This window comes from Telmatobacter sp. DSM 110680 (assembly GCF_039994875.1).
Taxonomy (GTDB): domain Bacteria; phylum Acidobacteriota; class Terriglobia; order Terriglobales; family Acidobacteriaceae; genus Telmatobacter.
This window is the reverse complement of record NZ_CP121196.1, coordinates 2,482,510-2,506,927: the sequence shown is the minus strand read 5'-3', so window position 1 is coordinate 2,506,927 and position 24,418 is coordinate 2,482,510. Positions and strand designations below refer to the sequence as shown.

General features: G+C 58.1%; 19 protein-coding genes. 7 read left to right on the top strand and 12 right to left on the bottom strand.

Translation table 11 applies throughout. The annotated features are described in order from the left end of the window. Window positions 1-2 precede the first annotated feature (2 nt). Both P8935_RS10335 and pyk read left to right on the top strand, forming a co-directional pair. Window positions 3-842, top strand: a complete 840-nt coding sequence (locus P8935_RS10335; RefSeq protein ID WP_348264913.1) for a YihY/virulence factor BrkB family protein — start codon at window positions 3-5, stop codon at window positions 840-842. Between the two features lie 168 nt (window positions 843-1,010). Beyond that, on the top strand, window positions 1,011-2,603 hold the full coding sequence (pyk, locus tag P8935_RS10330) for a pyruvate kinase (protein WP_348264912.1): 1,593 nt from the start codon (window positions 1,011-1,013) through the stop codon (window positions 2,601-2,603). A gap of 130 nt (window positions 2,604-2,733) precedes the next feature. Here the strand turns inward: pyk and P8935_RS10325 are convergent, their stop codons facing one another. Beyond that, the gene (locus P8935_RS10325; RefSeq protein ID WP_348264911.1) at window positions 2,734-5,592 is read right to left on the bottom strand and encodes an aconitate hydratase; all 2,859 of its coding nucleotides are present in this window, start codon (window positions 5,590-5,592) and stop codon (window positions 2,734-2,736) included. Between the two features lie 270 nt (window positions 5,593-5,862). Continuing rightward, window positions 5,863-6,441, bottom strand: coding sequence for a hypothetical protein (locus P8935_RS10320; RefSeq protein ID WP_348264910.1), 579 nt, complete (start codon window positions 6,439-6,441; stop codon window positions 5,863-5,865). A gap of 164 nt (window positions 6,442-6,605) precedes the next feature. Between P8935_RS10320 and P8935_RS10315 the strand changes: the two genes are divergently transcribed. Together P8935_RS10315 and P8935_RS10310 are read left to right on the top strand one after the other, a co-directional pair. After that, window positions 6,606-7,718: an alpha/beta fold hydrolase gene (locus P8935_RS10315; RefSeq protein WP_348264909.1), complete on the top strand. Its 1,113-nt coding sequence runs from the start codon at window positions 6,606-6,608 to the stop codon at window positions 7,716-7,718. Between the two features lie 181 nt (window positions 7,719-7,899). After that, on the top strand, window positions 7,900-9,264 hold the full coding sequence (locus P8935_RS10310) for a chloride channel protein (protein WP_348264908.1): 1,365 nt from the start codon (window positions 7,900-7,902) through the stop codon (window positions 9,262-9,264). Between the two features lie 28 nt (window positions 9,265-9,292). Here the strand turns inward: P8935_RS10310 and P8935_RS10305 are convergent, their stop codons facing one another. Then, window positions 9,293-9,472, bottom strand: coding sequence for a hypothetical protein (locus P8935_RS10305; protein ID WP_348264907.1), 180 nt, complete (start codon window positions 9,470-9,472; stop codon window positions 9,293-9,295). Window positions 9,473-9,692: 220 nt separating this feature from the next. Continuing rightward, entirely contained in the window at window positions 9,693-10,847 is a 1,155-nt protein-coding gene (locus P8935_RS10300; RefSeq protein ID WP_348264906.1) for an energy transducer TonB, read from the bottom strand. 270 nt (window positions 10,848-11,117) lie between these two features. Between P8935_RS10300 and P8935_RS10295 the strand changes: the two genes are divergently transcribed. Next, window positions 11,118-11,741 (top strand): VTT domain-containing protein, encoded by a 624-nt coding sequence (locus P8935_RS10295; protein ID WP_348264905.1) that lies wholly within the window; start codon window positions 11,118-11,120, stop codon window positions 11,739-11,741. A 67-nt stretch (window positions 11,742-11,808) separates the two neighbouring features. On the opposite strand, the gene P8935_RS10290 is transcribed toward P8935_RS10295, so the two are convergent. Next, on the bottom strand, window positions 11,809-12,345 hold the full coding sequence (locus P8935_RS10290; protein WP_348264904.1) for a DUF6580 family putative transport protein: 537 nt from the start codon (window positions 12,343-12,345) through the stop codon (window positions 11,809-11,811). A 249-nt stretch (window positions 12,346-12,594) separates the two neighbouring features. On the opposite strand from P8935_RS10290, the gene P8935_RS10285 reads away from it, so the two are divergent. Further along, window positions 12,595-13,704 carry a hypothetical protein gene (locus P8935_RS10285; RefSeq protein WP_348264903.1) on the top strand — a complete coding sequence of 370 codons (1,110 nt, stop codon included), beginning with the start codon at window positions 12,595-12,597 and terminating at the stop codon, window positions 13,702-13,704. A 110-nt stretch (window positions 13,705-13,814) separates the two neighbouring features. On the opposite strand, the gene P8935_RS10280 is transcribed toward P8935_RS10285, so the two are convergent. Further along, a complete protein-coding gene (locus P8935_RS10280; RefSeq protein WP_348264902.1) occupies window positions 13,815-14,942 on the bottom strand; it encodes a metal-dependent hydrolase in 1,128 nt (375 codons plus the stop codon). A 126-nt stretch (window positions 14,943-15,068) separates the two neighbouring features. Here P8935_RS10280 and ligA point away from each other — a divergent pair, with 126 nt between their 5' ends. After that, entirely contained in the window at window positions 15,069-17,177 is a 2,109-nt protein-coding gene (gene ligA / locus P8935_RS10275) for an NAD-dependent DNA ligase LigA (RefSeq protein WP_348264901.1), read from the top strand. A gap of 21 nt (window positions 17,178-17,198) precedes the next feature. Here ligA and P8935_RS10270 read toward each other — a convergent pair whose 3' ends face one another. The 6 genes from P8935_RS10270 to P8935_RS10245 all read right to left on the bottom strand — a co-directional run bounded on the left by P8935_RS10270 (window position 17,199) and on the right by P8935_RS10245 (window position 24,249). Then, window positions 17,199-17,684, bottom strand: coding sequence for a hypothetical protein (locus P8935_RS10270; protein WP_348264900.1), 486 nt, complete (start codon window positions 17,682-17,684; stop codon window positions 17,199-17,201). 231 nt (window positions 17,685-17,915) lie between these two features. Further along, entirely contained in the window at window positions 17,916-18,962 is a 1,047-nt protein-coding gene (locus tag P8935_RS10265) for a VWA domain-containing protein (protein ID WP_348264899.1), read from the bottom strand. 44 nt (window positions 18,963-19,006) lie between these two features. Continuing rightward, window positions 19,007-20,071, bottom strand: coding sequence for an RluA family pseudouridine synthase (locus P8935_RS10260; protein WP_348264898.1), 1,065 nt, complete (start codon window positions 20,069-20,071; stop codon window positions 19,007-19,009). Next, window positions 20,064-20,915, bottom strand: a complete 852-nt coding sequence (locus P8935_RS10255) for a prolipoprotein diacylglyceryl transferase family protein (protein WP_348264897.1) — start codon at window positions 20,913-20,915, stop codon at window positions 20,064-20,066. Before P8935_RS10255 ends, P8935_RS10260 begins: the two co-directional genes overlap by 8 nt. 460 nt (window positions 20,916-21,375) lie before the next feature. After that, window positions 21,376-22,734, bottom strand: coding sequence for a hypothetical protein (locus tag P8935_RS10250; RefSeq protein WP_348264896.1), 1,359 nt, complete (start codon window positions 22,732-22,734; stop codon window positions 21,376-21,378). A gap of 378 nt (window positions 22,735-23,112) precedes the next feature. Beyond that, entirely contained in the window at window positions 23,113-24,249 is a 1,137-nt protein-coding gene (locus P8935_RS10245) for a redoxin domain-containing protein (protein WP_348264895.1), read from the bottom strand. Between the last annotated feature and the right edge of the window lie 169 nt (window positions 24,250-24,418).

The following is a 24,418-nucleotide window of genomic DNA, read 5'->3' as shown; positions in this document are numbered from 1 at the left end:
CGATGCGACGAACCCTTCGCCATTTTCGTAAGTCAGTTTTTCTGGCCCTCGAACACGACGTGCTCAACACGGCTAAAGCAGCCGCCTATTCGGGCATGTTGATGTTTTTCCCTGCATTCATCGTTCTCACCGCGCTGATCGCGAAGGCTCCGGAGGGTCCGACCGTTGTGGGCGAGATTCGCTGGGTTTCCATGCAGATTCTTCCCGCAGACACCGTGCGCCTGATGCTTTCAACGATGCAGGCACGTAATGCTCATCCTGCCCGGTTGATCACTTCTGGATTATCGCTGAGCGTCTTCGCTGGACTGGGGCTGATGCTGACGCTGATGGAGGGCTTTCGGAGGGCCTATCGGCTTCCACGCAACGAATGGGGTTTCTGGGAACGACGTCTTCGCGCGCTGTTCCTGGTTTTCATTGTGCTGGTGCCGCTGGCGCTGGCTACGCTGCTACTGGTCTTCGGTCGCGCAATCGAATTGTGGATGGTAGTTAAGTCTGGCCATGAGTTGCGTCACGTGGTGCTGTTTTTGTGGCGGATGGCGCGCTGGACACTGGCGCTGGCTACCAGTCTCGCAGTGCTGGGAGCGCTCTATCACTTTGGGACCAAACGTGGAGAACACTGGCTTCGCGTGATGCCGGGCGCAGTTGCTGCCAGCGCAGTGTGGTTTCCGGCGACCCTGGCGTTTGGCTGGTACGTCACCCGCATCGCGGACTATACCATTTTTTATGGCTCTTTCGGAGCGGGCATCGCCACCTTGGTGTGGCTGTACATCACGTCATTCAGTGCGCTGCTGGGAGCGGAACTGAACGGGGTTCTATTTCGCGAACGCAACAATCGACTTTGAGGCGCGATTACGGCGGCTTTCGTCAGTGACGAGTCTCACCGACTCGGACACGATCGCGGTCGCATGATGGATCGGGAGATTCTGCGCTAAGCCGACTTTGTATAATGGAGCGGACCGCACACATACATCCCCGTTTCCCGGAACGAACCCTTTTTGGAGCCTTACCTTATGCCGTTCGTTGACACGAACCTGAACGCAAACCCTATCCAGCGCCGCGCGAAGATCGTCGCCACACTCGGTCCTGCTTCTAACACCGAGCCTGTTTTTCGCGATCTGGTGCGCGCCGGAATCGATGTCGTGCGCCTTAATTTTTCTCACGGCACCCATGAAGAGAAGCTTGCCCTCATACAAATGATTCGCAAGGTCAGCCGCGAAGAACACAAACCCCTCTGCATCCTTGGCGACTTGCAAGGCCCCAAGATTCGCACTTCAAAGCTGAAGGATCACCAGTCAGTTCTTTTGAAAGCGGGCCAACGGCTTACCATCACTCCCCGCGAAGTTCCCGGCACGGCATCGCTAGTGGGAACAACCTTCAAGACGCTTGCTGAAAACGTTGAACAGGGCTCGCGGATTCTGCTCTCTGACGGCTTGATTGAGCTCAGAGTTCACGAGGTGATCGGCGCCGATGTGGTATGCGAGATCATCAACGGCGGAATGCTGGGTGAGAACAAAGGCATCAATCTGCCCGGTATTCCCGTGCGCGTGCCGTCGCTCACAGAAAAAGATTCGCAGGACCTCGAGTTCGCTCTAAAGAATGGCGTCGATGCGATCGCTGTGTCGTTCGTGCGCACTGCGGAAGATGTCCGGCTGGTGCGCAATCGTGTGTCAGCGTATGGCGGCGAAACGTGGATCATTGCAAAGCTTGAGAAACCCCAAGCCATCGAGCATCTGGACAGTATTCTGCAGGCAGCTGACGGCATCATGGTGGCACGCGGAGACCTGGGCGTCGAGGTTCCTCCGGAAAAAGTCCCGGCGATTCAGAAGCACATCATTCGCAGGGCATCGGAGTATTTCAAGCCGGTGATCACGGCGACGCAGATGCTGGAGTCGATGATTGAAAATCCGCGGCCGACACGCGCTGAAGTTTCTGACGTGGCCAACGCGATCTACGACGGAACAGATGCCGTAATGCTCTCAGGCGAATCGGCCGTGGGCAAGTATCCCGTGGAGACCGTTGCCATGATGGGACGCATCATCAGCGAAGCGGAGCGCCACATCAAGGAAGATCACCTTAACGCACCGCGGGTTTCGATGACGCGGCTTTCGATTGCTGAGACGATCTGCGAAGCAACCGCGCATGCCGCGGACGATCTTGATCTGCGTGGTATCGCGCTGTTCACGGAATCGGGCGCTACGGCCCGCCAGTTGTCGAAGTATCATCCGACGGCCCCGATCTTTGCGTTGAGTCCGATCGATCTCACCATCAATCGCTTGAACCTGCTGTGGGGAACTACGCCGGTTCGTTGTCCCAAGGTGAACTCGACGGAAGCGCTGGTGGATGTTGCTGAAAGCCTTCTGGAGCAACATGGCTACGTGCGCAATCGCGAAGTGATTGCGATCGTCGCCGGGACGCGCACCAAGTCAGGCTCGACCAACTTCCTGCGGCTTCACGTTCTGGGTGAGCACAACCAGGAGGGAGTCCGCTTTTTTGCACCCCACGAAGACGAAGTTACGCCAGCACCTGATGCGGCGCATGCTCCACCGGCGGCGAAGGCGAAACGCGCCGCAAAGACTGTAAAAGGTGTCGCGAAGCACCGGTAGATCTATTTTTCTGAAAATAGAAATGCCACTCCGCATGGAGTGGCATTTTTGTTGTGGACTTTGCCTTCGAGAGATTCTTGAGCATCCCATAGCTCGAAGCGAGACGTGGGGCACCCAAGGATGAGAGGCGTTATTTTGTGGCCAGTTGACGAAGCACATACAGCAGAATCCCGCCGTGTTCGTAGTACTCGATCTCTTGCGGAGTATCAATGCGGACCCTGGCGTCGAACGCTTTCACGCTTCCATCTGCGCCTTTTGCTTTCACCTTCAGCGTATGGCCATTGGCGAACTTCGACTTGAGAAGAGTTGTCAGGCCTGCGAAGTCGTAGACTTCTTCACCGGTGAGATTCAGCGATTCAACATTCTGGCCTTCTTCGAATTGCAGAGGCAAGATGCCCATGCCGACGAGGTTTGAACGGTGAATGCGCTCGAAGCTCTCGGCAATGACGGCGCGCACGCCGAGGAGGTTCGGACCCTTGGCGGCCCAGTCGCGCGATGAGCCTGAGCCGTATTCCTTGCCGGCGAGGATGACCAGCGGGGTTTTGCGTTCTGCATACTTCACGCTGGCGTCGAAGATGGACATCTGCTCGCCTTCAGGCAAAAGACGCGTTACGCCGCCTTCAGTTCCGGGCGCGAGCTTGTTGCGCAGGCGCACATTCGCAAATGTCCCGCGGACCATTACTTCGTGATTGCCGCGGCGGGATCCGTAGGAGTTGAAATCGGCGGGTTTGACACCGTGCTCGGCGAGATACTTCCCTGCCGGGCCGTTGGCCTTGATGGATCCCGCCGGAGAGATGTGATCGGTAGTTACCGAATCGCCGAGCACTGCGAGGACGCGCGCATTGAGGATGTCAGTGACGGGTTCTGGCTGCTTCTTCATGCCGTCGAAGTAGGGCGCCTGGCGGATGTAGGTCGAGTCGGGCTCCCACTTGTATACGTCGCCCGTGGGAAAACTGAGGCCCTGCCAGCTGGCGTCGCCATCGCTTACGGTTGCATATTCGTTGCGGAATCCGGCGCTGCTGACGCCCTTTTCAATTGCTGCGGCAACTTCCTGCTGCGATGGCCAGATGTCTTTGAGATAGACCGGTTGCCCAGCTTTGTCTTTTCCTAAAGGCTCGGTATCGAAGTTGTGTCCGATGCGTCCGGCGAGGGCGTAGGCGACCACCAATGGCGGACTCATCAGGTAGTTCGCGCGCACATCCACATTTACGCGACCTTCGAAGTTGCGGTTGCCACTGAGCACGCTGACCGCGACCAGGCCGTGCTCATCGATGGATTTGGAGACGTCTGCGGGCAGGGGGCCAGAGTTACCGATGCAGGTAGTGCATCCATAACCCACGACGTTGAAGCGGAGCTTTTCGAGGTACGGCAGGAGGCCAGATTTCTGGTAGTAGTCGGTGACTACGCGCGAACCAGGAGCCAGCGAGGTCTTAACCCACGGAGGAACGGTGAGGCCCTTCTCGACGGCTTTTTTTGCGAGAATTCCGGCGGCCATCATCACTGACGGATTGGATGTGTTGGTGCAACTTGTAATGGCCGCAATGACCACGGAACCGTGATCGAGATACTTGTCGGGATCGATATTGAAGCGCTCTTTAACCGTTGTTGTGACTGGACCAGATCTGAACGTCTTGTCTTGTCCAGCGGCCTTGGTCGCTGCCGATGAAGTAGCGGGGCCTTCGTTGTCCTCTGAACCGACAGCGAGTGCGGTGTCTTTGACTGCAGACGACTCCCACATGGATGCGGTGCGCGTGCCGAGAGGCTTGGCGGTCGGCGAGAGCAGGGATGGCAATTGCTTCGCAAAGCTCTCGGCAGCGTCCTTCAACAACACCCGATCCTGCGGACGCTTTGGACCTGCAACGCTGGGTTCAACGGCGGCGAGATCCAGCTCGAGCCTCTGCGTGTATTCGGCTTCGGGCGAGCTCTCGGTGTGGAAGAGCTCTTGTTCCTTGTAGTAGGCCTCGACCAGAGCGATCTGCTCGTCGCTGCGGCCGGTGAGCTTGAGATAGCGCAGCGTTTCTGCATCGACGGGGAAGATGCCGCATGTAGCACCGTACTCGGGAGCCATGTTGCTGATGGTGGCGCGATCAGCGAGCGGAAGAGCGGCGATTCCCGGACCGTAGAACTCGACGAACTTGCCAACGACGCCGAGCTTGCGCAGGGCTTGCGTTACGGTGAGAACGAGGTCGGTTGCGGTGGCGCCTTCGCGCAGCTTGCCGGTTAATTTGTAGCCGACGACCTGAGGAACGAGCATACTGACAGCCTGGCCGAGCATAGCCGCCTCAGCCTCAATGCCGCCGACGCCCCATCCAAGAACGCCGAGGCCGTTGATCATGGTGGTGTGGGAGTCGGTTCCAACCAGCGTGTCGGGATAGGCTTGCAACTCGCCATTCACATCCGTGGTGAAAACGACGCGCGCGAGGTATTCGAGATTGACCTGGTGACAGATCCCCATTCCGGGAGGCACGGCGCTGAAGTTGCGAAACGCGGTCTGGCCCCACTTCAGGAATGCGTAGCGCTCACGGTTGCGTTGGAATTCGAGGAGTGAGTTTGCTTCGTATGCCTGAGGGGTTCCAAATTCATCGACCTGTACGGAGTGATCGATGACGAGTTCAGCGGGGACCAGCGGATTGACGCGTTCAGGATCGCCGCCGAGGGTCTTGATGGCATCGCGCATTGCACCGAGGTCGACGATCGCGGGGACGCCGGTGAAATCCTGCATTAGAACGCGCGCGGGCATGTAGGCGATTTCGCGGCTCGGCTCGGCCTTGGCATCCCACCTGGCAAGGAACTCGATATCGGCGGCGGTTACATTGACGCCGTCTTCGCGGCGTAGCAGATTCTCAAGAAGTATTTTCAGGCTGAAGGGCAGGCGGCTCAGATCGAATCCGAGCGCGCTCAGCGCTGGTAGGCGGAAGATCGCGTACGACTTGGAGCCAGATTTTAGAGTGGCACGGCTATTAAAGCTGTTCTTGATCTCGGTACTCATCGGGGAGACCTTTCTATCCGCTCAGGGGCGGACTAGTTCAAACTCAGTTGCGACTTTAAGCCGCGAGAACTTCTCCCGCCGGCAAAGAGTGCGACGCGGGAGGAGAAAAATTCAACGGAAATAGATTACTCAGCGGGAGAAGGTGCGTCCACGATCGGGGCGCCCGCGGCGGTAGCGCTTGAGCATAGGCGTGGAGGAGATGCGGGCTGCGGCGCGGTTGAACATACTGACGCAATGATTTTATCGCGAGATGATGTGGTGGCAAAGTGCTTATCTATCCGATTCGGGAAGGAAACCATGCACGCCCGTCGGGATACCTCCTGGATACCACTGTTCGCTGACACTCAAATTCAGCGAGACGTCTTCCAATCCACTGGGCAATGGCAAATTACGATGTACCGATCCGGGACTGAGAGGTTGGATCGCAACAGAACCGATTGTCTTCCCCGACTCGTAATCAATGTGAAATCCGGAGGAGGACGTGCCCGATTGATTGAGAATCCGCGCTCCGCTCGTTCGAAGTCTTTCGGTAATGTTGTCGTTCACGGCCGCCATCAGCGCGTCTTTACGATCCGCCCGGATAGTGAAATATTCTCCGAAATGCGCAAAATGGGTCACGAATTTGGTTCCTGCTCCACCCCCGATGCCACCGGGCTCGCTGTATCCCTGCATCTCGTAGATAAAAGGCATCAACGCAACTTTTGGGTCGTAGGCTCGCAGGAATGTACTCTCATTTTCGAGGCTGGGATAGACCATGTGAGCAGATTCCCAGCCGGCGTAGGCGATGAGTCCGAGGATTGGCAGCAGCAAGACTGCTGCCACAAATCCAACGATCCTAAGAATCCGCATTGAGACTGCCTCTGTTTTCGGGAAGCAAGAATTACCTGTTCAGGAGAGCGCCGAGCCTGCAAGAAGGAAATGCCGATGCATGTTCAGACCCATATTGCCACGAAAAGCGGGGAGATAGAATGGTGCCCTGTGCACAAATCTTCTTCCCCTGACCGGAGTTCTTAATGTTTATGCGAGGAGCCCAGTTCTTCCTGCTCGGACTTCTATGCTTGGTGACTACTACTTATGGACAACCCGCGCCAACGTCGGCTGCGACTACCACACCGAGCACCAAATGGAGTACCCAAGATGGGAACGTCAGTTTGCCGAACTTCCGCTTTGGCACGGGTGAGACGCTGCCGGAACTGAAGCTGCACTACCTTACCCTGGGAACGGCGCATCGCAACGCTGCGGGTCATGTGGATAATGCAGTGCTGTTGCTGCACGGAACGGGCGGCAATGCGCACTCGCTGCTGAATCCGGTTTTCTCGGATGTATTGTTTGTGCCGGGTGGCATTCTCGATATCCAGAAGTACTTCATCATTCTGCCGGACGACATCGGGCACGGACAGAGTTCAAAGCCGTCGGACGGGATGCGCATGCACTTCCCTGCTTACGACTACGACGACATGGTGCGCAGTCAACGGATGATGCTCGACCAGATGAAGGTCGACCATCTGCGGTTGATTCTGGGAACGTCGATGGGGTGCATGCAGACGTTTGTGTGGGGTGAGACGTATCCGGGATTTGCGGATGCGCTGGCGCCGTTTGCGTGCCTGCCGGTGCAGATTGCAGGCCGCAACCGGATGATGCGCTACATGAGCATCCAGGGCATCAAGTTCGATCCAGCGTGGAAGAACGGTGACTACACTACCGAACCTGCGGAGGGATTGCGGCTGGCCAATACGCTGATTCTCGTGATGGGTTCCGCTCCGCTCGTCATGCAGAAACAGGCGCCTACGCGGGAGGCCGCTGAACAATATGTCGATCGCTATTGGGCGCGGCCTGCGCCGGACGCGAATGACATGATCTATTACCTCAACGCGAGTTGGAATTATGATCCGAGTCCGCGGCTGGAGAGCATCACCGATCCGGTGCTGTGGATCAACTCCGCTGATGATTACATCAATCCTCCGGAGCTTGGCATTGCAGAGAAAATGGTGAAGCGCATGCCGCATGCGCGGTTCATACTCATCCCGATTTCGGACGCAACACGCGGACACGGCACGCATACTGCGGCTGCGGTCTGGAAGGATTACCTGGCGGAGTTCATGCGGCAGACCGAGCCGAAGCCATAGGCGGAATCTTTGAAAAAATCAAATTCCGTGCAAATCGCAACCGGAGCCGCTAACTCCGATTGTCTTATTGGCTTCTATACTGACTAGTGCTGCTCATCTTCGCGAGGTCCCCTAGAGATTGAAAGAACCGAGTTGGTTGCGAGCCTTGTTTCCGCGCGTTTTGACCTGGATTACGCGACGCATGGCCAACGAACGGCAGCGGTTGCTCGCTGTCACAATTCTGGCTGGCGGTCTATGCGGGCTGGCGGCGGTGGCATTTCATCTATCGATCGGATGGCTTGAAGCGCTGCTGATCAATCGCGCCAACCATGCGCCTGGGCATTGGTGGATTGTATTGACCATTCTGTCTCCGGCTATCGGCGGACTGATTGTCGGCCTCGGGTTGACCTTCTGGGCTCCGGCGGCTGCGGGGTCTGGCATTCCCCAGGTAAAGGTTGCATTTGCAATGCGCTCCGGACTGGTATCGTTGCGCGAAACGGTCGGGAAATTTGTGCTTTGCGCGTTTCAAATCGGCTCCGGTGCCTCGCTGGGCCTTGAAGGACCAACCGTTCAGATCTGTGCGGGAGTGAGCAGCCTGATGGCGCGGGCGGCTCGCCTGAGCCCGCAGAATTGCAGGCGCATGGCATCGGTGGGGATGGCGGCGGGAATTGCCGCCGCATTCAATGCGCCGATCGCCGCCATCACGTTCACGCTTGAAGAATTAATCGGTGACCTTGATCAGACGATGCTGTCGGGGGTGATTGTTGCAGCCGCATTGGCTGCAGTGGTGGAGCATTCAATCCTCGGCTCAACTCCCGTCTTTCACATGCCGCGAAGTTACACCCTTGGTGCGGCATCGTCGCTGGTTTGGTACTCGTTGCTGGGTGTTCTCGCTGGAGTCGTTTCTATCACGTTCACTGATTCGCTTCTTCGCCTGCGCGCGCTCTTCAAGCGGTGGACTGCAGTGCCAAAGTGGATTCATCCAGCCATCGGCGGTATGGCCACAGGAGCGCTCGCGGTTCTGGGGTTTTACTGGTTTCACCTCAATGGAATCGCTGGAGATCCATATAAGACGCTGGAACTCGCGCTTACAGGGACCATGCCGGTGGTGTTCATGGTGTTGTTTTGTCTGTTGAAACTGGCGGCTACGGTCTGTTCCTACTCGAGCGGTGGATCGGGCGGCATCTTTGCGCCGTCGTTGTTCATGGGCGCCATGCTGGGTGGTGCTGTTGGTTACATCGACGTGATGGTATTTCACCACCCGGCGGATGCCATTGGCGCGTTTGCGGTGGTCGGGATGGGGGCAGTGTTCGCAGGTATCGTCCGGGCACCGATGACGTCGATTCTTATCGTCTTCGAGATGACGGGCGGTTATGGGCTGGTGCTACCGCTCATGATTGCCAATATGACGGCGTTTGTCCTGGCGCGTTATTGGCGTCCGATTCCCGTGTACGAGGCGCTTCTACTGCAAGACGGGATTGAATTGCCGCATGGTTCGAGACCCCTCGACCCCCCGCGGGCAGCCAGCTTTGACGCAGATGTCCCGACGATGGACGCTACGGCCTGAGCGCTCAAGTAATAGTTCAGGAATGTGATTAGTCGAGCTTCTCCAAAGGCACCGCTTCCATTGTGTCCTTAACGGACTCTTCTTCTGTGACGGCTGCAAGCGGAGGAAGATCGGAGGGCGCGGAGAGCGGCGCTTGTTCAGACTCCTGCGGGTTCAACGCATTAAGCGTCTCAAGCTCAGCAATGCGATTGAGGAGAATTTGTTTCAACTCAACAACATCTTGCCCGTCCGGTGCCGAGTCATTGGTCTGCTCAAGCCTATGAAGAGTGACACGTAGAGAATCCAGGGTTTCTCGGGTAGGACGGGAAGTCATCGCGTTGGGGCACCTATAAGTTCGTTAGATGCAGATTTTTGAGATGGAGGAGATCAAAAAGGAGACAAAATATTGCGAGGGGTCACCCGTTTTGCACGCCAGGCGATTGCTCTGCTTAGTGGGGCGCGTCCATGTTGTAGAGGAAAATCGCCCTTAGCTCCAGATAAGGGCCATGAAAGTCCCTGGGAAGCGGTGCGTAGTTCGAACCTGTCAGGGCTCCCCATGCGGCCCGATCGAGCCCAGTGTCGCCGGAGCGGCCTTCCAGCACCATGCTGCCCTCCATAAGACGACCGTTGGGCAGCACTTTGAAGCGGATGACGACCGCACCCTTTTTGAGGATGGGCGGGTTCACTTCGTCAGGAATAAGAGGATCCCAGGTACGCTCGGTCTCACGATGCCAGCGAAGCAGCCAGGAACTGAAGTCCACGCCTTGGGTATCGCTGAGAACCTGAACGCCGCCGGAGCCTGCGCCAGGATGCATGGGTAGCGCGCCTCCACTGCCGGGATTGCCGGTTGCACCCGGTCCGCTGCGCGCTCCGCGCATGGCGTCGCGTAACTGATCGGCGGGATTAGTGGAGCCCATGGCGAAACTAGGACGTGCTGGAACCGCTTGAGGGCGGGGAGCCTCGCTGGGCTGGGGAGCCGGCTCTACCTTGGGAACCGGCGACGTCAAAGCTGGCTGAGAAGGGGGAGTGGTGGGCTGCGGTTCGGGCTGAGGCACCGGAGGCGCAGGCTTGTTGAGTGCCTCCAAGGTCTTTTTGTCGACGCGCGGTTGTCGTTCCGGCAATGGTTTGACATCGACCTTGGGCGCGAATTTCTTCAAGACGTCTGGAGGCAGATCGAGATAGGTCAGGTCTTTGCGCTGCTTAATAGCGTCGAATGGGTCAATCACCGGGGTTACGTGAAAGATATAGCGAGGGATCCAGGTGATCGCGGAGATGAGAAGGATGTGGATGAGGAGCGCGATCCAGATGCCCTCGCGCAGGCGTGCCCAGCGGCGCTCATCTTCGAGCTCGCTGATCATGTTCAGCAGTTCGTGTGTATCGTAATCTACCCAGCGCGAGGTGGCGGCGCCGCGACCAATTCGCGGCTTTTCAATACTGTTGTCTGTCTCGGACAGCCCTTCAGCCACATAACGGCTATCTTCGCTCAAGGGAAGATCGTCCTCAGGTGCGGTCAGGTTCAGGGGGCCGGTGCTGGCCCTCTTCGGTCTCGATTCCGCGGGCTGCTGAGGCTCGTGCGCGGAGGGTTTGGCTTCACTGGTCGGCATGCGGGCTGCGGCTGCCTCGGGTGCGTACTGCCCGGCCAGCTCTGCTCTGATTTCCTTCTGATCTATTCTCTCATTTTCGGCGTTTCAGCAGAACTACGGAAACAGCTTCTTCAGGAATTGGGAGACGAATTGAGAACCCCCGAAATTGGCTACACGACCTGCCGCGGGCGTAGATAACCCAGACCGTACAATTGATCTTTTGGGACCGCCAACTGGCCGGTCGCGGATGTCCCCGGGGTATTGACGTTTGGGAAGGGGAAAGGAACGTTTTTGAAGCACATTTTTCAGGCTTTTTGGCTCAAATGGAAGCTGGTCATTCTTCCCATTCTGATCAAGTGGGGGATTCTGGGAGCAGGAGCGGTGGCGCTGCTGGATTCCTCAACGATTCCGGTGCCGATGGACGCACTGATTGCGGTGTGGGTATGGAAAGATCAGGGTCACTTCTGGGCTTACTGCCTGATGGCGGCGGCGGGCTCAGCCGTGGGCGGACTGCTGCCCTATGCACTTGGCCGTGCCGGTGGCGAGCTTTTCATCCTGAAGCGAGTGAACCGGGCGCACTACGAGCGCATGAAGCTGCGGTTTGAGAAACAAGAGTTTCTGGCAATGGCGATTCCATCTGCCTTGCCGCCTCCGACGCCGTGGAAGGCATTCGTCTTTGCCGCTGGAGTGTTCGAGATGCGGGTGCTGCCTTTCATGCTGGCAGTATTCACGGGAAGGCTGGTGCGCTGGCTGATTCTGTCTGCGTTGGTGATCAAGCTGGGGCCCGGCGCGGTGGGGATTGTGGAGCACCATGCGCTGACGGTGCTGCTGATGGTGCTGGGTCTGGCGGCGGTTGGGTTTGGGATCTGGTGGATGCGGAAGCGGCGGACTGGGGAGAGCCGGCTGGACGCGTAAATGACCCGGGCCTGCATGAAGATGCCCCACAGGGTGTGCCTGTGGGGCATTTCTAGTTCAGGTTTCTCTAGCGAACGGCGAGGGCGTTCGTATCGCGCTCCGGGCCCAGTTTGCGGACCAGCACGGGGACGCCGAAGGCAACGCCGACTACGATCGCTGTCGCCACCAGGTCGTTGCGATAGAACGGGATTGCTGCCGCGTAGCAGGTAGCGAGTCCGCCAAGGGTACGCGGATACATCGTGCCACCGACCCAAACCGAGTAGTTGGAGATGAGCCAGAAAGATGTTGGTCCGAGGATGGCGGCAGCGCCGGCGCGAAGCCAAGTGGTCTTTGACTTGAGCAGGATGTATCCCAGAGCCATAACAGCGAGATACCAGGCCCAGGTGGTGACGTAAAACTTCCACTCGAAGCTGTAGTGGTAGGCGAATACGGTTAGGCAATAGTCGGTGACCATGAGGGCGGCCATGGGGGCCAGCATCTCGCGCCGCGGACGCCGGGCGCCGAAGTAGAGCAGCGCGCCACCGACGGCGGTGAAGTTCAGCCAGCCGTGGTGAGGGACTACGCGTGTGAGAATGGCAAGAACCAGCAGCAGATAAGCGGGCATGTACACCTCTGAAAACGGAATGCCGGAGCGACTGCACCGGTTAAAGAAAGAGTGTCATATCCATTCTGGGGTGTGCGGGCCGGGTGGTCAACCGGGCAGGAGTGGGAGATGAATAAAAGTTTTCATCCCGCGGAGCAACACGGGGGTACCGATGGTGTTGAACAAACCAATTACCTTTTTCGTGTTTGATGAGCGGCAGTGATTGCGCAGAATGCGAAAAGCCGTCAATCTGAGAGCAGGAACAAATCAGTGAGACTTCTTGAGACCTTTGCGTTTGCCCTGGTAGTTATGTCTGCGGGAAGCCCGGCGTTCGCGCAGGATCCGCCGGATTCGTCATTGGCGAGGCCGCAAGGTCAGTCATTGGTGGCATCACCAACCCCGGTAGTGGCGCCCAGTCCCGCCCTGCGGATGATGGAGGAGTTCAAGAACACTAACGTCAAGTTCGACATGAACGAGCTGGTGGACATCCTGCGTGATCGACGGCATGAGGGCTGGGTGCTGGCGGCCTATCCCGATCCGCGAACGGCTCAGCCTTTAATTGGCGCGGGGTTCAGCCTGGATTTGCCGGAGCGGGAGCACCCGCAGCAGGATGCGATGAATCCGCATCCCTTTCTTGAGCCTTCTTCGGCGGATCTTTGGCAGGCGGCAGGTTTGGATCCGGCGAGGCTGGATGACATTCTGAAGGTCTTCTACGCGCGGAGAAGCAGCTGGAGCAAACGGACGTGGCGCAAAAAGCTGTTCAGCCTGCCGGCACAGATCTCAGATGAGGATGCGGTCCAACTGGTGCGCGTGGGCGCGATCCAAGCGATCTACAACGCCAAGGCATACTGCAAGAACTTTGACCAGCTGAATGGGCCGCAGCAGATGGCGATGGCACAACTGGTGTACCAGATGGGCGTGAATCTGGAGCACTTCAATGCATTCCTGACGACGATCAATCCCGGGTCTGCACCGCGTGAACAGCAACTTGTGCAAACAGGTTCACAGGCTGAGCAGGAGCCGGCGGCGGCGGATTCCGAGATGCTGGGGCAGGCAATACAGGATGCGACGGCCGCTCCGGCTGCACTCGATCAGTCTGCTGATTACTGGCTTGGCGTGCAGCAGTCGCTCATGGGGAGCCAGTGGGCGCACAAGTATCGCACGCGGGCGATTTCAGTCATCGCGATGTTGGATCCGGCTTACTCGGATGATCCGACGGCGGCGGAACGGCGCGTGGGCGCGGTACTTCGCCCTGCGGTGGTGCGGCATGGCAGGAGAGGCGCAGCGGCGACGCGACAGGTGGCGTTGAAGACGCATCGCGGACACGGGAAAAAGGCAGGACGCACGGCAGTTCGCGCGAAGAGCCGGAAGCGCGCGTAGACAACTTTTTCTCGACTGCACCAGATCTTGGGAGTCAGCTTTACTCGCTTAGTGAGGTTGCCGACCGTTGCCTCTTTTTGTCCCCTCCAGAAGAACGGAGGCTGATCCGATTATTTTTGTTCTTTGCCGCCCATCTCTTCTCCGGCTTCTTCGTGGTTATCAATGATGTAGACGGCGCCGCCCAGGCCGGCGGGTGGATGCGCGTTGCCGGAGCCGCGGAAATCGTACCCGAAACGCAGATCGGTGAACTCGACGGTTGTCCAGGTGCGGCCGGGAGGTAATTGCGGCGGATCGATTCCGATGACCTGCACTTGTCCAATATCCTGCACGACGGGCCAGAGACCCCAATCGAGATAGACCTTGCCTAGCTGAGTCTGCTTGGCGGCTTCGACTGCGGGTGTGTCGGGAGGCTTGAAGAGCTGGTCGGTCTGCGGGTCGCTATCCACGTTGCCAGATTTTGTGTCGACTTCAGCGAATTGATAGAAGCTCGGGGTTTCGACGATCACATGCCAGCGAAACGGATTCCAGGGATAGGGCTCGGCGGCGACGCGAACGGGGGCAACGGTGGTGATGGGATTGTTAAGAATGAGGCCTTCGGCCTGGGCGTGCTCGGCGTAGCGCAAGCACCAGACAAGGAACATTCCGACGAGGGCGAAGATGGCCCAGTTGCGGCCGCGGAAGGGTACGCGGCGGGAACTGATTTCGCGATCGGCGAGTCCGAGAAATCCGGGAATGATGAGCGCGGCGAGCAGCAGGATCCAAAGAGCGGGCTCGGCGATGAAGACAAAGCTACCGGCATACCAGCGGGGATTGAACGGGAAGAACGGACGGACGCCGTAGTTGTTGGTCCAATCAAGCAGGATGTGACTTAGTGCGGAGATGAAAGCGGAGAGATAGACCCACAGCCAGCGAACGGGCTGCGGTTTGGATCGGATGGGGGCGCCGGGTTCAATGGGGGCGGCAGTGATAGCTTTCTTGGCGCGACGATTTTCGATCCAACGGTGATAGAGCCAGGTCGCGCCGACGGCGGCAGCGGCGACAACGGGCACGGCGATAAAGGTGTGGGTGATGCCGCGATGGTGCTTGAGGCCTTCGACGGGGCCGGCGAATCCCCAGACGATGTCGAGGTCGGCGGCTTCGGCGGCGAGCACGGCAGCCAGCGTGGCGTAGGCGGTTTTGCGATTGAGACCGGCGCGGCCAATGCATGCGCCGGTTAAGAAGTGCGTGATGGGTTCCATAGCGTACTGGATTCATGGTAGCGGAGTCAGGCGCGATAGCGAGTTGGCAGGCTTGAGATCGGTGCATCTGTCGAAGGCATGGGAGTCGGCATCCTATAATCCTGCAGATGAGCGAGATAAGTTGCGATGAGTGAGACGAGCAAAGCACAGGCGGAGAAGCGCATCGAGGAGTTGCGCACGGAACTCAGGCGGCATGAGCACCTCTACTACGTGATGGATGCGCCGGTTATCAGCGACCAGGAATACGACACGCTGATGAATGAGCTGAAAAAGCTGGAGATGGAGCATCCGGAGTTACTGACCGAGGATTCGCCCACGCAGCGCGTTGGCGGGAAGCCGGCGGAGGGGTTCCAGAAGGTGCGGCACTCGCGGCCGATGTTGAGCCTGGACAATGCTTACAGCGAAGAGGAATTGCGCGACTGGGATCGGCGTGTGCGCGAGTTGGCGGGAAGTTTGCCGGTGGAGTACACGGCGGAGCTGAAGCTTGATGGACTTAGCCTGGCATTGCATTACGAGGCTGGTCCTCATGGCAGCGCACGGCTGGTACGCGGATTGACGCGCGGGGATGGGCAGATCGGTGAGGAAGTCACGACCAACGTGCGGACGATTCGGAGCGTGCCGCTGAGCATTTCGGCAGAGCATTTGAAGAAAGCTGGGGTTCCGCAAGAATTTGAAGTACGCGGCGAGACGGTGATGCCGCAGAAGGCCTTCGAAAAGATGAACAAGGACCGCGAGGCGGAGGGATTGGCGCCCGCGGTAAATCCTCGCAATGCCGCAGCGGGCACACTGCGCACGAAAGAGCCCAGCGTGGTGGCGCAACGACGGCTGGATGTTTATGCCTACTTTCTGCTGACGCAGGGCGAGTACGTGGCGATTGGGCAAGAGCAGACGCTGGATGCGTTGACGGCGCTGGGATTTCGCGTGAATCCGCATCGCGGACGGATGCACACGGTGGAAGAGATGATGCAATACATCGAATCGGCCGGAAAGCGCAGAGCGACGCTGGGCTACGACATCGATGGCGTCGTCTTCAAAGTCAATGCGCAGGCTACACGGCAGAGACTTGGATACACGGGACGCGCGCCACGATGGGCGCTGGCTTACAAGTTTTCGGCAGAGCAGGCCATTACACAGATGTACGACATCATGATCAGCGTGGGACGCAGTGGCAAGCTGACGCCTACAGCGATGCTGAACACAGTATTTGTGGGCGGGGCGAATGTAAGCCGTGCGACGCTGCACAATGCCGACTGGATCGAGCGCATGGGGTTGAAGATCGGCGACTGGGTCAAGGTTGAGCGCGGGGGTGATGTCATCCCCAAAGTGGCGGAGATCGTGGAGGACGCCGAACATCCGCGTGGCGACAGGACTTTCGTTTATCCGAAGGTCTGCCCTATTTGCGGAAGCGCTGCAGTTCGCGAGGAGGGAGAGGCAGACTACCGGTGCGTAAATGTGGACTGTCCGGCGCTGCTGCAGGGAGCGGTGGAGAACTGGGGCAGTCGTGGCGTAATGAACATCGAAGGACTGGGCGAGGCTTCGGTGTACGCGTTGACGACCCAGGGGGTGGTGAAAAGCGTTGCCGATCTCTACGCGTTGAACGAAGAGAAGCTGGCGGCGCTCACCGAAGAAGTTGAACGCAATGGCGTGAAGAAACGGCAACGCGTTTTCGGGCCAGTGGAGATCAAAAAACTCCTGAAGCAGATTGAAAACTCGAAGCACGCGGGACTGGCGCGGGTTTTGATGGGGATGAGCATCCGCTTTGTCGGTGAACGTACGGCAGATGTGCTGGCGCAGGAATTTGGATCGATGGACGACCTCATGAATGCGAGCGCTGAAGAACTGGAACGTGCCGAGGAAGTCGGACCACGGATTTCCCGGGCAATTATCGATTTCTTTGCGCGGCCTGCGAATCGTGAGTTGATTGAACACCTGAAGCGCGCCGGCGTGAAGATGACGGCGGAGAAAAAGCAGCGCACGACACAACTCGCAGGGATGACGCTCGTCCTGACGGGAACATTGCCGAACCTTTCGAGGGAGGAAGCAAAAGCCAGGATTGAGTCTGCAGGTGGAAAGGTGTCCGGTTCCGTCAGCAAAAAAACGAGCTACGTGATTGCAGGTGAAGAGGCGGGATCAAAGCTGGACAAGGCTCAGGAGTTGAAGGTGCCGATTCTCGATGAGGCAGAGTTATTGAAGTTGCTGGAAAAAGAAGTTCAGGGACCAGAGACTGGGGACTAGGTAATAGGAGCAGGACTAGAGTCAGGCGATGGAGCGGCGCGGTGCGCCGGATTGTTCTGCTTGACGCTGGCGTTCACGTTTCCAAGCTTCGGCGCGCAGGGCGGTCGAGCCAGATGCGGCTCGCGACACAGTCACTTCGGTCGCCTTGATGAGTTGGGCTGAAGACTCAAATTCCTCAAGATGCGTGCCGATAATGGGAAGAGCTTGCATCCGATGCGAACCCATCCGGGTGAGGCTCGTGTCCGGGCATGGTATGGCGAGCGCGGCCTTGGCGGCTGGCGCTACAGATGAAGACGCCTGCACACCGAATGTCTTCGCCATGAAATCGTCGACCAGTTTATGGAGACACTTGTGTCCGCAGAGATGCCGGGCGGACGCTTTGATGCGGCCATGTGCGCTCCATGGGCCGATGCGTAGTTCCGCACCTCGATCGTAGGCGACGAACCAGTGATTGGCATTGAGCATTTCCGTTCCGCATATGTCGCATGAGATGGCCTGGCGGATCACCGAGTGTCTCCTGCCTCATTTAAGCGCAGATTCGATGAAGTAAGGACGGCACGTGCGAGAACAATCTCGATTCGTTTCGAAATCGGATGATTGGGGACGTTGGGTGCCGAAATGGGACAGGGTTCGTGCAATCCCACCCTTTCGACAGAAAACGTCGAAAGGATGGGGCACCTAGTTTTACTCACATGGATCTGATGATCGAATACATTGACTGCTGAAGCGGGGTCGCTGCTAGTCCTTCGGAGCGAAGTAGCCCTTCTTGGCACGGGCGATGTAGCGGCGGTCATTGCAGTAGAGATAGATCGGCCGGAAGGCCCCGTTGGTCTTGAAGTCCGCAGGCGTGTAGGTCAGCGCGTACTGACTGCGCAATTCTTCTTCAATGCTTTTGAAGCTGTTGGACATTTCTTCAACTGAGGGCGGGAAGAAGACCTGTCCGCCAGTGTCGCTGGACAGTTGCGTAAGGACCTGATCACCCTTGCCGCGACTTGGGGTCCAGTTGGTGCTGATGGCATAAACAATGGTTTCGGCGCGCTGACACATCTTGATGGCCTCGTCGAGGTGAACGCGGCTCTGGTTGTCATCGCCGTCGGAGATGAGGACCATGGCGTGGCGGACGGGTTCCTGGCCGCGGGCATCGAGGAGTTTGTCGCGGCATGCAGTGTAGACGGCATCGAACATCGCGGTGCCGCCGCCGGGGCGAAGACGATTGACGCCATTCTCGAGGGCATCAATGTTATTGCTCCAATCGGCAGTTACGGTCGGCGTCACGTCAAACCCCATGACAAAGGCGCGGTCACTCTTGGCCTTGAGTATCTGCAGCAGGAACTCCGTCGCCGACTGTTGTTCAAACTGAAAGCGCGAACGGATGGAGGTGCTGGCGTCGATGACGATGCCTACGCGGAGAGGAAGGTTGATCTGCTGACGGAAGGAAGTGATTTTTGCAGGCGCTTTTTGATCGTCGAGCAAGGCGAAGTCGCTTTGCTTCAAGTTGGGAATGTAGTGGCCCTTCTTGTCAGTGACGGTGAAGATCAAGTTGACTTCGTTTACGCCGAGTTTGAGGGTAGGGCCGATGTCCTGGTCCTGCGCAACTGGGGCAGCCGGTTGCTGACCCGCCGGGGCTTGAGACGCAGGCGCCTGTGCGGCCGGAGGTTGCGCGGGCGCCTGGGCTGTGGGCACTGTCGAGGGTTGCGGCGGCGGGGTCTGCGCAGGCTGCTGCGCCGGCAATGTGCAGACACACACTGCCACGGCAAGAACCAGGCCTGAAAATCTTGTGCTCATATCGCTTCCTATCTTATCAATGGCGCACGATGATCCGGCATCGTTCACGTTACGGAGGTATTGACGGAGTCTGTTCGACCTTGTTCGAGGCTGACCAGGAAATCTTCAAGCTCGCGAGGGAGGGGGGCTAGCAACTCCAGTGATTTGGCGGTGATGGGATGCGTGAAGGCGAGTTGAGCAGCGTGGAGGAAGTTGCGGTTGAGCTTGAGGCGTTGCGGTTCGGCGTTACGGCGCGCGGAACGGGAGGGAGCGGCTTGTGCGGCGACTTGATCAGTAAGTTGCGACGAAGCGCCGTAAAGCGAGTCGCCGACGACAGGATGGCCGATGGACGCCATGTGAACTCGAATCTGATGAGTGCGGCCGGTTTCGATGCGGACCTTTACCAGCGTGAACTTGCCGAACCGGGTGTCGAGGCGGCGGACCACCTCATAGTGGGAGACTGCGGAACGGGCGTTGTCGGCGGGGCGCGTGGTCATGCGGGTGCGGCGCACAGGATCGCGGCTGACGGGAGCATTGATAGTTCCCTTCTTTCTTTCGACGGAGCCGTGCACCAGTGCGACATAGGTCTTGCTGATTTGACGCGTGGAAAAGAGTTCGGCTAGCGCGGCATGGGCCGCGTCATTTTTGGCAACGACGATGAGGCCGCTGGTGTCCTTGTCGAGACGATGCACAATCCCGGGGCGAAGGTCGCCGCCGGTTGCAGAGAGCGCCTTGAAACGGAAGAGGAGTGCGTTGACGAGGGTGTTGGAGTTGCGCGCATCTTCCGTTTCACCTGCGCCAGCGTGCACCATCATGCCGGCGGGCTTGTTGACCACGGCGAAATGTTTGTCTTCGAAGATGACGTCGAGAGGAATGTCTTGGGCCGTGGCTTTCAGGGGCGCGGGATGGGGTTCGCCAGTGATGAGGATCTGCTCGCTGCCACGAAGTTTGAGAGACGCTTTCGCTTGCGCGCCGTTGACGGAGACGTCCCCTTGATCGAGAAGCAACTGGACGCGTGAACGGCTGACGCCTTCAAGTTGCGTGACGATGAAGGCATCGAGACGCTGGCCTGCGGCTTCAGGTGGAACTGCGATTGTGCGCGGCACTGCAGGCGTGCGCGGCTCAGCCATGGGATGGCCTTTCGATTGCGGAATGGGCGGAAGGTGCAGGATGGATGGATGGGACGGAAACCCCGAGCTGTTGCGAAGGACTATCCCAAAGAATGAATGCGCCAACGAGCACTAAGAGGATGGCGGCTGCCTGAGGGCCCTTCAGAAATCCGCCGAGCATCGCACCACGGCCGATGGGGTCGCGCCAGAATTCGGTGATGAATAAAACCACGCCGGTTGCCATGAGGAAGAGGCCGGCGAGATCTCCATTTTGCCGGCGACGCGGCAAGCAGAGAATGAGGCCAAGGGTGATTGCAAAAAAACAAAGTGCGACGTAAGCCTGGACTGGATGGACGGGGATGCCGAGTGGCGCACCGCTCCATCTGTCCGCGAGCGCGTCAGTGTAGACGATGGCCCATGGAACGTGCGCGCCGGCACCATAACCGGAACCGGCAAGCAGAGCGCCCACCTGTTCCCCACCGAGGGCCAGCGCCGCGGGGGCGGCGAGAGCATCGGCAACGACGCGAGATGGCAAATGATTTTTGCGTACGTAAACGGTGGCAACCGCCAGGGCGATGAAACTGCCGATGGCGGCGAGCAGCGGATGATGAATCATCGCGAGACTGAGCAGCCAGAGAGGATGGTGGCGTAGCACCGTCCAGTTCGCGATGACTAGAAGCAGTCGCGAACCGAGAAGCGCGGTGAAGAGCATGAGGATGGAGAGATTCCAGATCTTGTTGGGATCGAGCTTAAGCTTGCGCGCGGTGTGCAGCGCGAGCATAAGTGCAAGCAGAACTCCTACCGCGGCGATTGCGCCGTATGAAGGAATGACGAGCGAACCAATGTGGAAGAGGACGGGATGCACTGAACCAAGGATAACGGTTCAGACTGCGGATATCGGTCAGAGTGCGAAAGCGACAGAAGGATTAGCGGCAAGGTGGACTTTGCCGCTTAAGTAGAACCCGGCCCACTGGGCCGTAGGTGATGCGCTGGTGAACCCGTCCTAAGACGGCGGAGCTCCCCGTGGTTCATTAGGCATTCCGGACTGGCGGACACGGCACACAGAACCAGTTTGTACGAGTAGAGCCCCTGTTCAATGAATGTTGGTTCAACCAGCGTTAACCACCCACCTGCTTTGCAGGCCGGTTTCTATTGCTGACTGTATGGATGTTGGCGAGGAATTGCAAGTCTTGTGCGGGTACGCTTTGATGTGCTAGGAAACGACGGTCACATTTGGGAAAGCCTTTTCAAATGTGGCTTATCGTACAATACAGAGCCCTTCACATTTGTTCGAATCATGCGAAGGGCTTCGGCGAATGGCGTTACTACTTCCCTGCCTGGCCAGTGGATGCTCCGTTACCGGTGCAGGGATCCCATCCGGTTTGCGCGTACCATCCGTCGTAGTAGCCGCAGGTGCCATAGTTGATATCGCGATAGTCCCGCGTATATGAGCTGGAAGCTGCGGTGTTGTAGATGAGAGTGAGTTCAGCAGCACTGGATGCAGCAAACGAGCCGCCGTGATTCACGATGCCTGCCCACAGCGGAGCGGCGACGCTAGTGCCACCAACAATGTTCCACGGCTGCAGCATACCGCTGTAGGTGTTCTGATAGCTGTCGTAGACCCACACGCCGGTGCGCGGATTCGCGTCGGCGGCTACATCAGGAATTCCGCGACCGGGAAGCTCGGCGGCTAGTTTTTTCTGGTATGCAGGAAGAGGTTCATACAGACTGACGCCACCGCCGCCGTCCTCCCATGTGATTTCCTGTTCGAAGTCGAGGGTGTAGGGACTGCGAGTGACAGTTGTGCCCCCGACTGCGACCACATTGGGAGAGACAGCAGGATATTCAGTTCCTTCCACGTCGCCGGTGGCCGCGAATACAACGACTTTGCTCTGATTGAAGCGATAGTCTTCACTGCTTTCGGTGTCCCACTCACTTCCGCCCCAGCTCATGGAGACTTCGCCGCCACCGGCAGCTTTGACCAGAGCGACTGCTTTGGTGACTGCAGCAAATAGGTCAGTGAAGCTATTGGAAGCTGCTTCAACAAGATAAATGTGGGCGTGGGGAGCGGCGGCGTGAGCCATTTCGATGTCGGTTGCAGATTCAGTCGCCCAGCACTGCCAGCCATCGACGTTAGCGCATGCGGGATCAGGCGATGGTTTGCTGCCGGCCCAGGTCACGGTGAACGTAGACGAGGTGGGAACTGGCAGGCCGAAGTTCTTTGAATATGCCGTGAGGTCTTTCAATGCGGTGGGGTAATCGTACGCATCGACGATAGCGATGGCCTTTGAGCCGCCTCCGGCATCATTCGAATTGGAAAGGGTGATGGGGTTGCAGTAGGGAACGGCGTGGGCGAGACCATAGAGACATCCCAGCGAGGCAGGTGTTTCAGCATAATAGCCGGCCACCGGAGACGCGGTGTCGGCCGCTGTGCCGTTAGCGTGCACGTCTCCTTCGGCAAAACCGAACTGATCACGGCCGGCGGGAACGAAGATTTTATAGTTGGTGTGCGCGCGGATGCCAATGTCTTCTCTGGACTCCACGCCCGAATGAGGGAGAACGGTGTGACCGCCGCCACTCAGATGGGGAAGCGGAAATTGTTTTGAAAGATTAGGTTGCTGTGCGTAGTCGGGTGCGACGATGGCAAAGGCGAATAAGCAGGATGCTGCAAGTACGGTTTTCAAACAGACCTCCAACCGGTGCGCTGCTGGGACACGTTAGCTTACCGGGGGCGCCTCAAAAGGACGCGTGTATGAGTGATTTTGTTGGTCCTGCTGACGAACGACGATCTCAGGGACCGGCCGGGGATGCACTCTTCGATGCGCACGTACAGATGCGGTGTTGTATTGAGAAGAAGCAAGAGTCGTTCAAGAATCAGACGGGGCTTGTCGGAGAGGCGAGGGAGGCAGCACATTATCCAAATCGCACTATTTCGATAGGACCATGAAATCTGCGCGGTCGTCAAACCGCCTCGCTAGCTCGTCGTTCGCGGATTGCAGGCGCTCGAATTCGGTTGAAGTATCACGAATCTCCATTGAAATAAATTGATCCGCAAGGGCGCTTCAGTTGAGGCCGCCCGGGGACTTATCGGCAACCGGCGCATCAGTGGGACGCGGTTCCAGAGTCGGCGCGGGCGATCTATGCTTGGCGAGTTCAGCGGCACTTGCTACTAGTTTTTTAAGTTTGCCTTCGATGCTGGCGTCGCCGACATGCTGATCTTCAAGAACGCCATCGGCATCAATGGTGAAGGTCGCGGGGATTGCGTTAACTCCGAAACTTCTGGCGATGGGGCCAGTGAATGAACCGTCGCGATACTGCAGCCAGGTCATCTGATTTTTGGCGACGAAATCTTTCCACTTGTTTTCGTCTTTGTCGAGACTGATGCTGATGACGACGAGGGGCTGCTCCTGAAAACGGTGAGCGATTTCGCGGATGTGGGGGAGAGCTTCGCGACAAGGGCCGCACCACGTGGCCCAGAAATCGATGAGCACGACTTTGCCGGCGAGGCTATCAAGAGAGATCTGCTTGCCATCGATGGTTGTGATGGAGAAAGGCGGAGCCATGCGGGCTCGTGCGAGTTCGACGCGATCAATGTACCGCTGGGCGCGTTCGTGCACATTGGGTGTCGCGGTGTCGGTGGCAAGAAAGTTGGAGAACTCAGCACGGGCTGCATCGTCTTGATGCATGTGGGCGAGCGACACGCCCATGGCGTAGTGAATCGCCGTAAACTTCGGTTCGAGTTGCAAGGCGGATTTGAATTCGCCGCAGCTTTCGTCGAAGCACTTATCTTTCTTGTCGTTGATTCCCTGCTGCTGGAGCGCGATGGCAATGCGATAGTGAGCGGCGGCGCGGTCGACATCGGTTGCGGCGATCGTTAGCCACTCGCGGGCGATCTCTTCTGCTTCTTTGTATTGCCCGGTGCTGGTGGCCAGCGAATAGGCCTGTCGCAGGCACTCGGTGCAATGACCATCCTGCCTGGCGGCCTTGCGCAAGGAGTCAATGGCTTCACCGCGCTTACCAATTTTGAGCCAGTCGATGGCATCCTTGTAGGTCTTCATGGCTTTGGGGTCGGTGGGCATGCCGGGCTTGGGGGCATCCGGTTTGGCAGCGTCGAGTGCGTAGAGGTTGGCAAACGTGCCAAGCAGAGCGACGGCGAGAAGACTGGGCGAGACGGAAAGACGAGTCGAAACACCGAACATGGGTGCTCCCCCTGAGCGAGTGTGAACGGCAGGATGGGAGCAAGTTTACCGCAGGATTAAGCGAAATGGGATGGCGGATCTGTGCCATCCGAGTGAGGTAGGGTATTTCGCGTGAGCAATCAGCGAATCAGTGGAATGGTCCCCGGTATGTTTCGATTAATTCGAGTAC

Excerpts from the sequence above, each read along its gene's own strand:
- P8935_RS10335 (WP_348264913.1), top strand. The coding sequence starts at position 3 with ATGCGACGAACCCTTCGCCATTTTCGTAAGTCAGTTTTTCTGGCCCTC.
- pyk (WP_348264912.1), top strand. The coding sequence starts at position 1,011 with ATGCCGTTCGTTGACACGAACCTGAACGCAAACCCTATCCAGCGCCGC.
- P8935_RS10325 (WP_348264911.1), bottom strand. The coding sequence starts at position 5,592 with ATGAGTACCGAGATCAAGAACAGCTTTAATAGCCGTGCCACTCTAAAA.
- P8935_RS10320 (WP_348264910.1), bottom strand. The coding sequence starts at position 6,441 with ATGCGGATTCTTAGGATCGTTGGATTTGTGGCAGCAGTCTTGCTGCTG.
- P8935_RS10315 (WP_348264909.1), top strand. The coding sequence starts at position 6,606 with ATGTTTATGCGAGGAGCCCAGTTCTTCCTGCTCGGACTTCTATGCTTG.
- P8935_RS10310 (WP_348264908.1), top strand. The coding sequence starts at position 7,900 with ATGGCCAACGAACGGCAGCGGTTGCTCGCTGTCACAATTCTGGCTGGC.
- P8935_RS10300 (WP_348264906.1), bottom strand. The coding sequence starts at position 10,847 with ATGCCGACCAGTGAAGCCAAACCCTCCGCGCACGAGCCTCAGCAGCCC.
- P8935_RS10290 (WP_348264904.1), bottom strand. The coding sequence starts at position 12,345 with ATGCCCGCTTATCTGCTGCTGGTTCTTGCCATTCTCACACGCGTAGTC.
- P8935_RS10280 (WP_348264902.1), bottom strand. The coding sequence starts at position 14,942 with ATGGAACCCATCACGCACTTCTTAACCGGCGCATGCATTGGCCGCGCC.
- ligA (WP_348264901.1), top strand. The coding sequence starts at position 15,069 with ATGAGTGAGACGAGCAAAGCACAGGCGGAGAAGCGCATCGAGGAGTTG.
- P8935_RS10265 (WP_348264899.1), bottom strand. The coding sequence starts at position 18,962 with ATGAGCACAAGATTTTCAGGCCTGGTTCTTGCCGTGGCAGTGTGTGTC.
- P8935_RS10260 (WP_348264898.1), bottom strand. The coding sequence starts at position 20,071 with ATGGCTGAGCCGCGCACGCCTGCAGTGCCGCGCACAATCGCAGTTCCA.
- P8935_RS10245 (WP_348264895.1), bottom strand. The coding sequence starts at position 24,249 with ATGTTCGGTGTTTCGACTCGTCTTTCCGTCTCGCCCAGTCTTCTCGCC.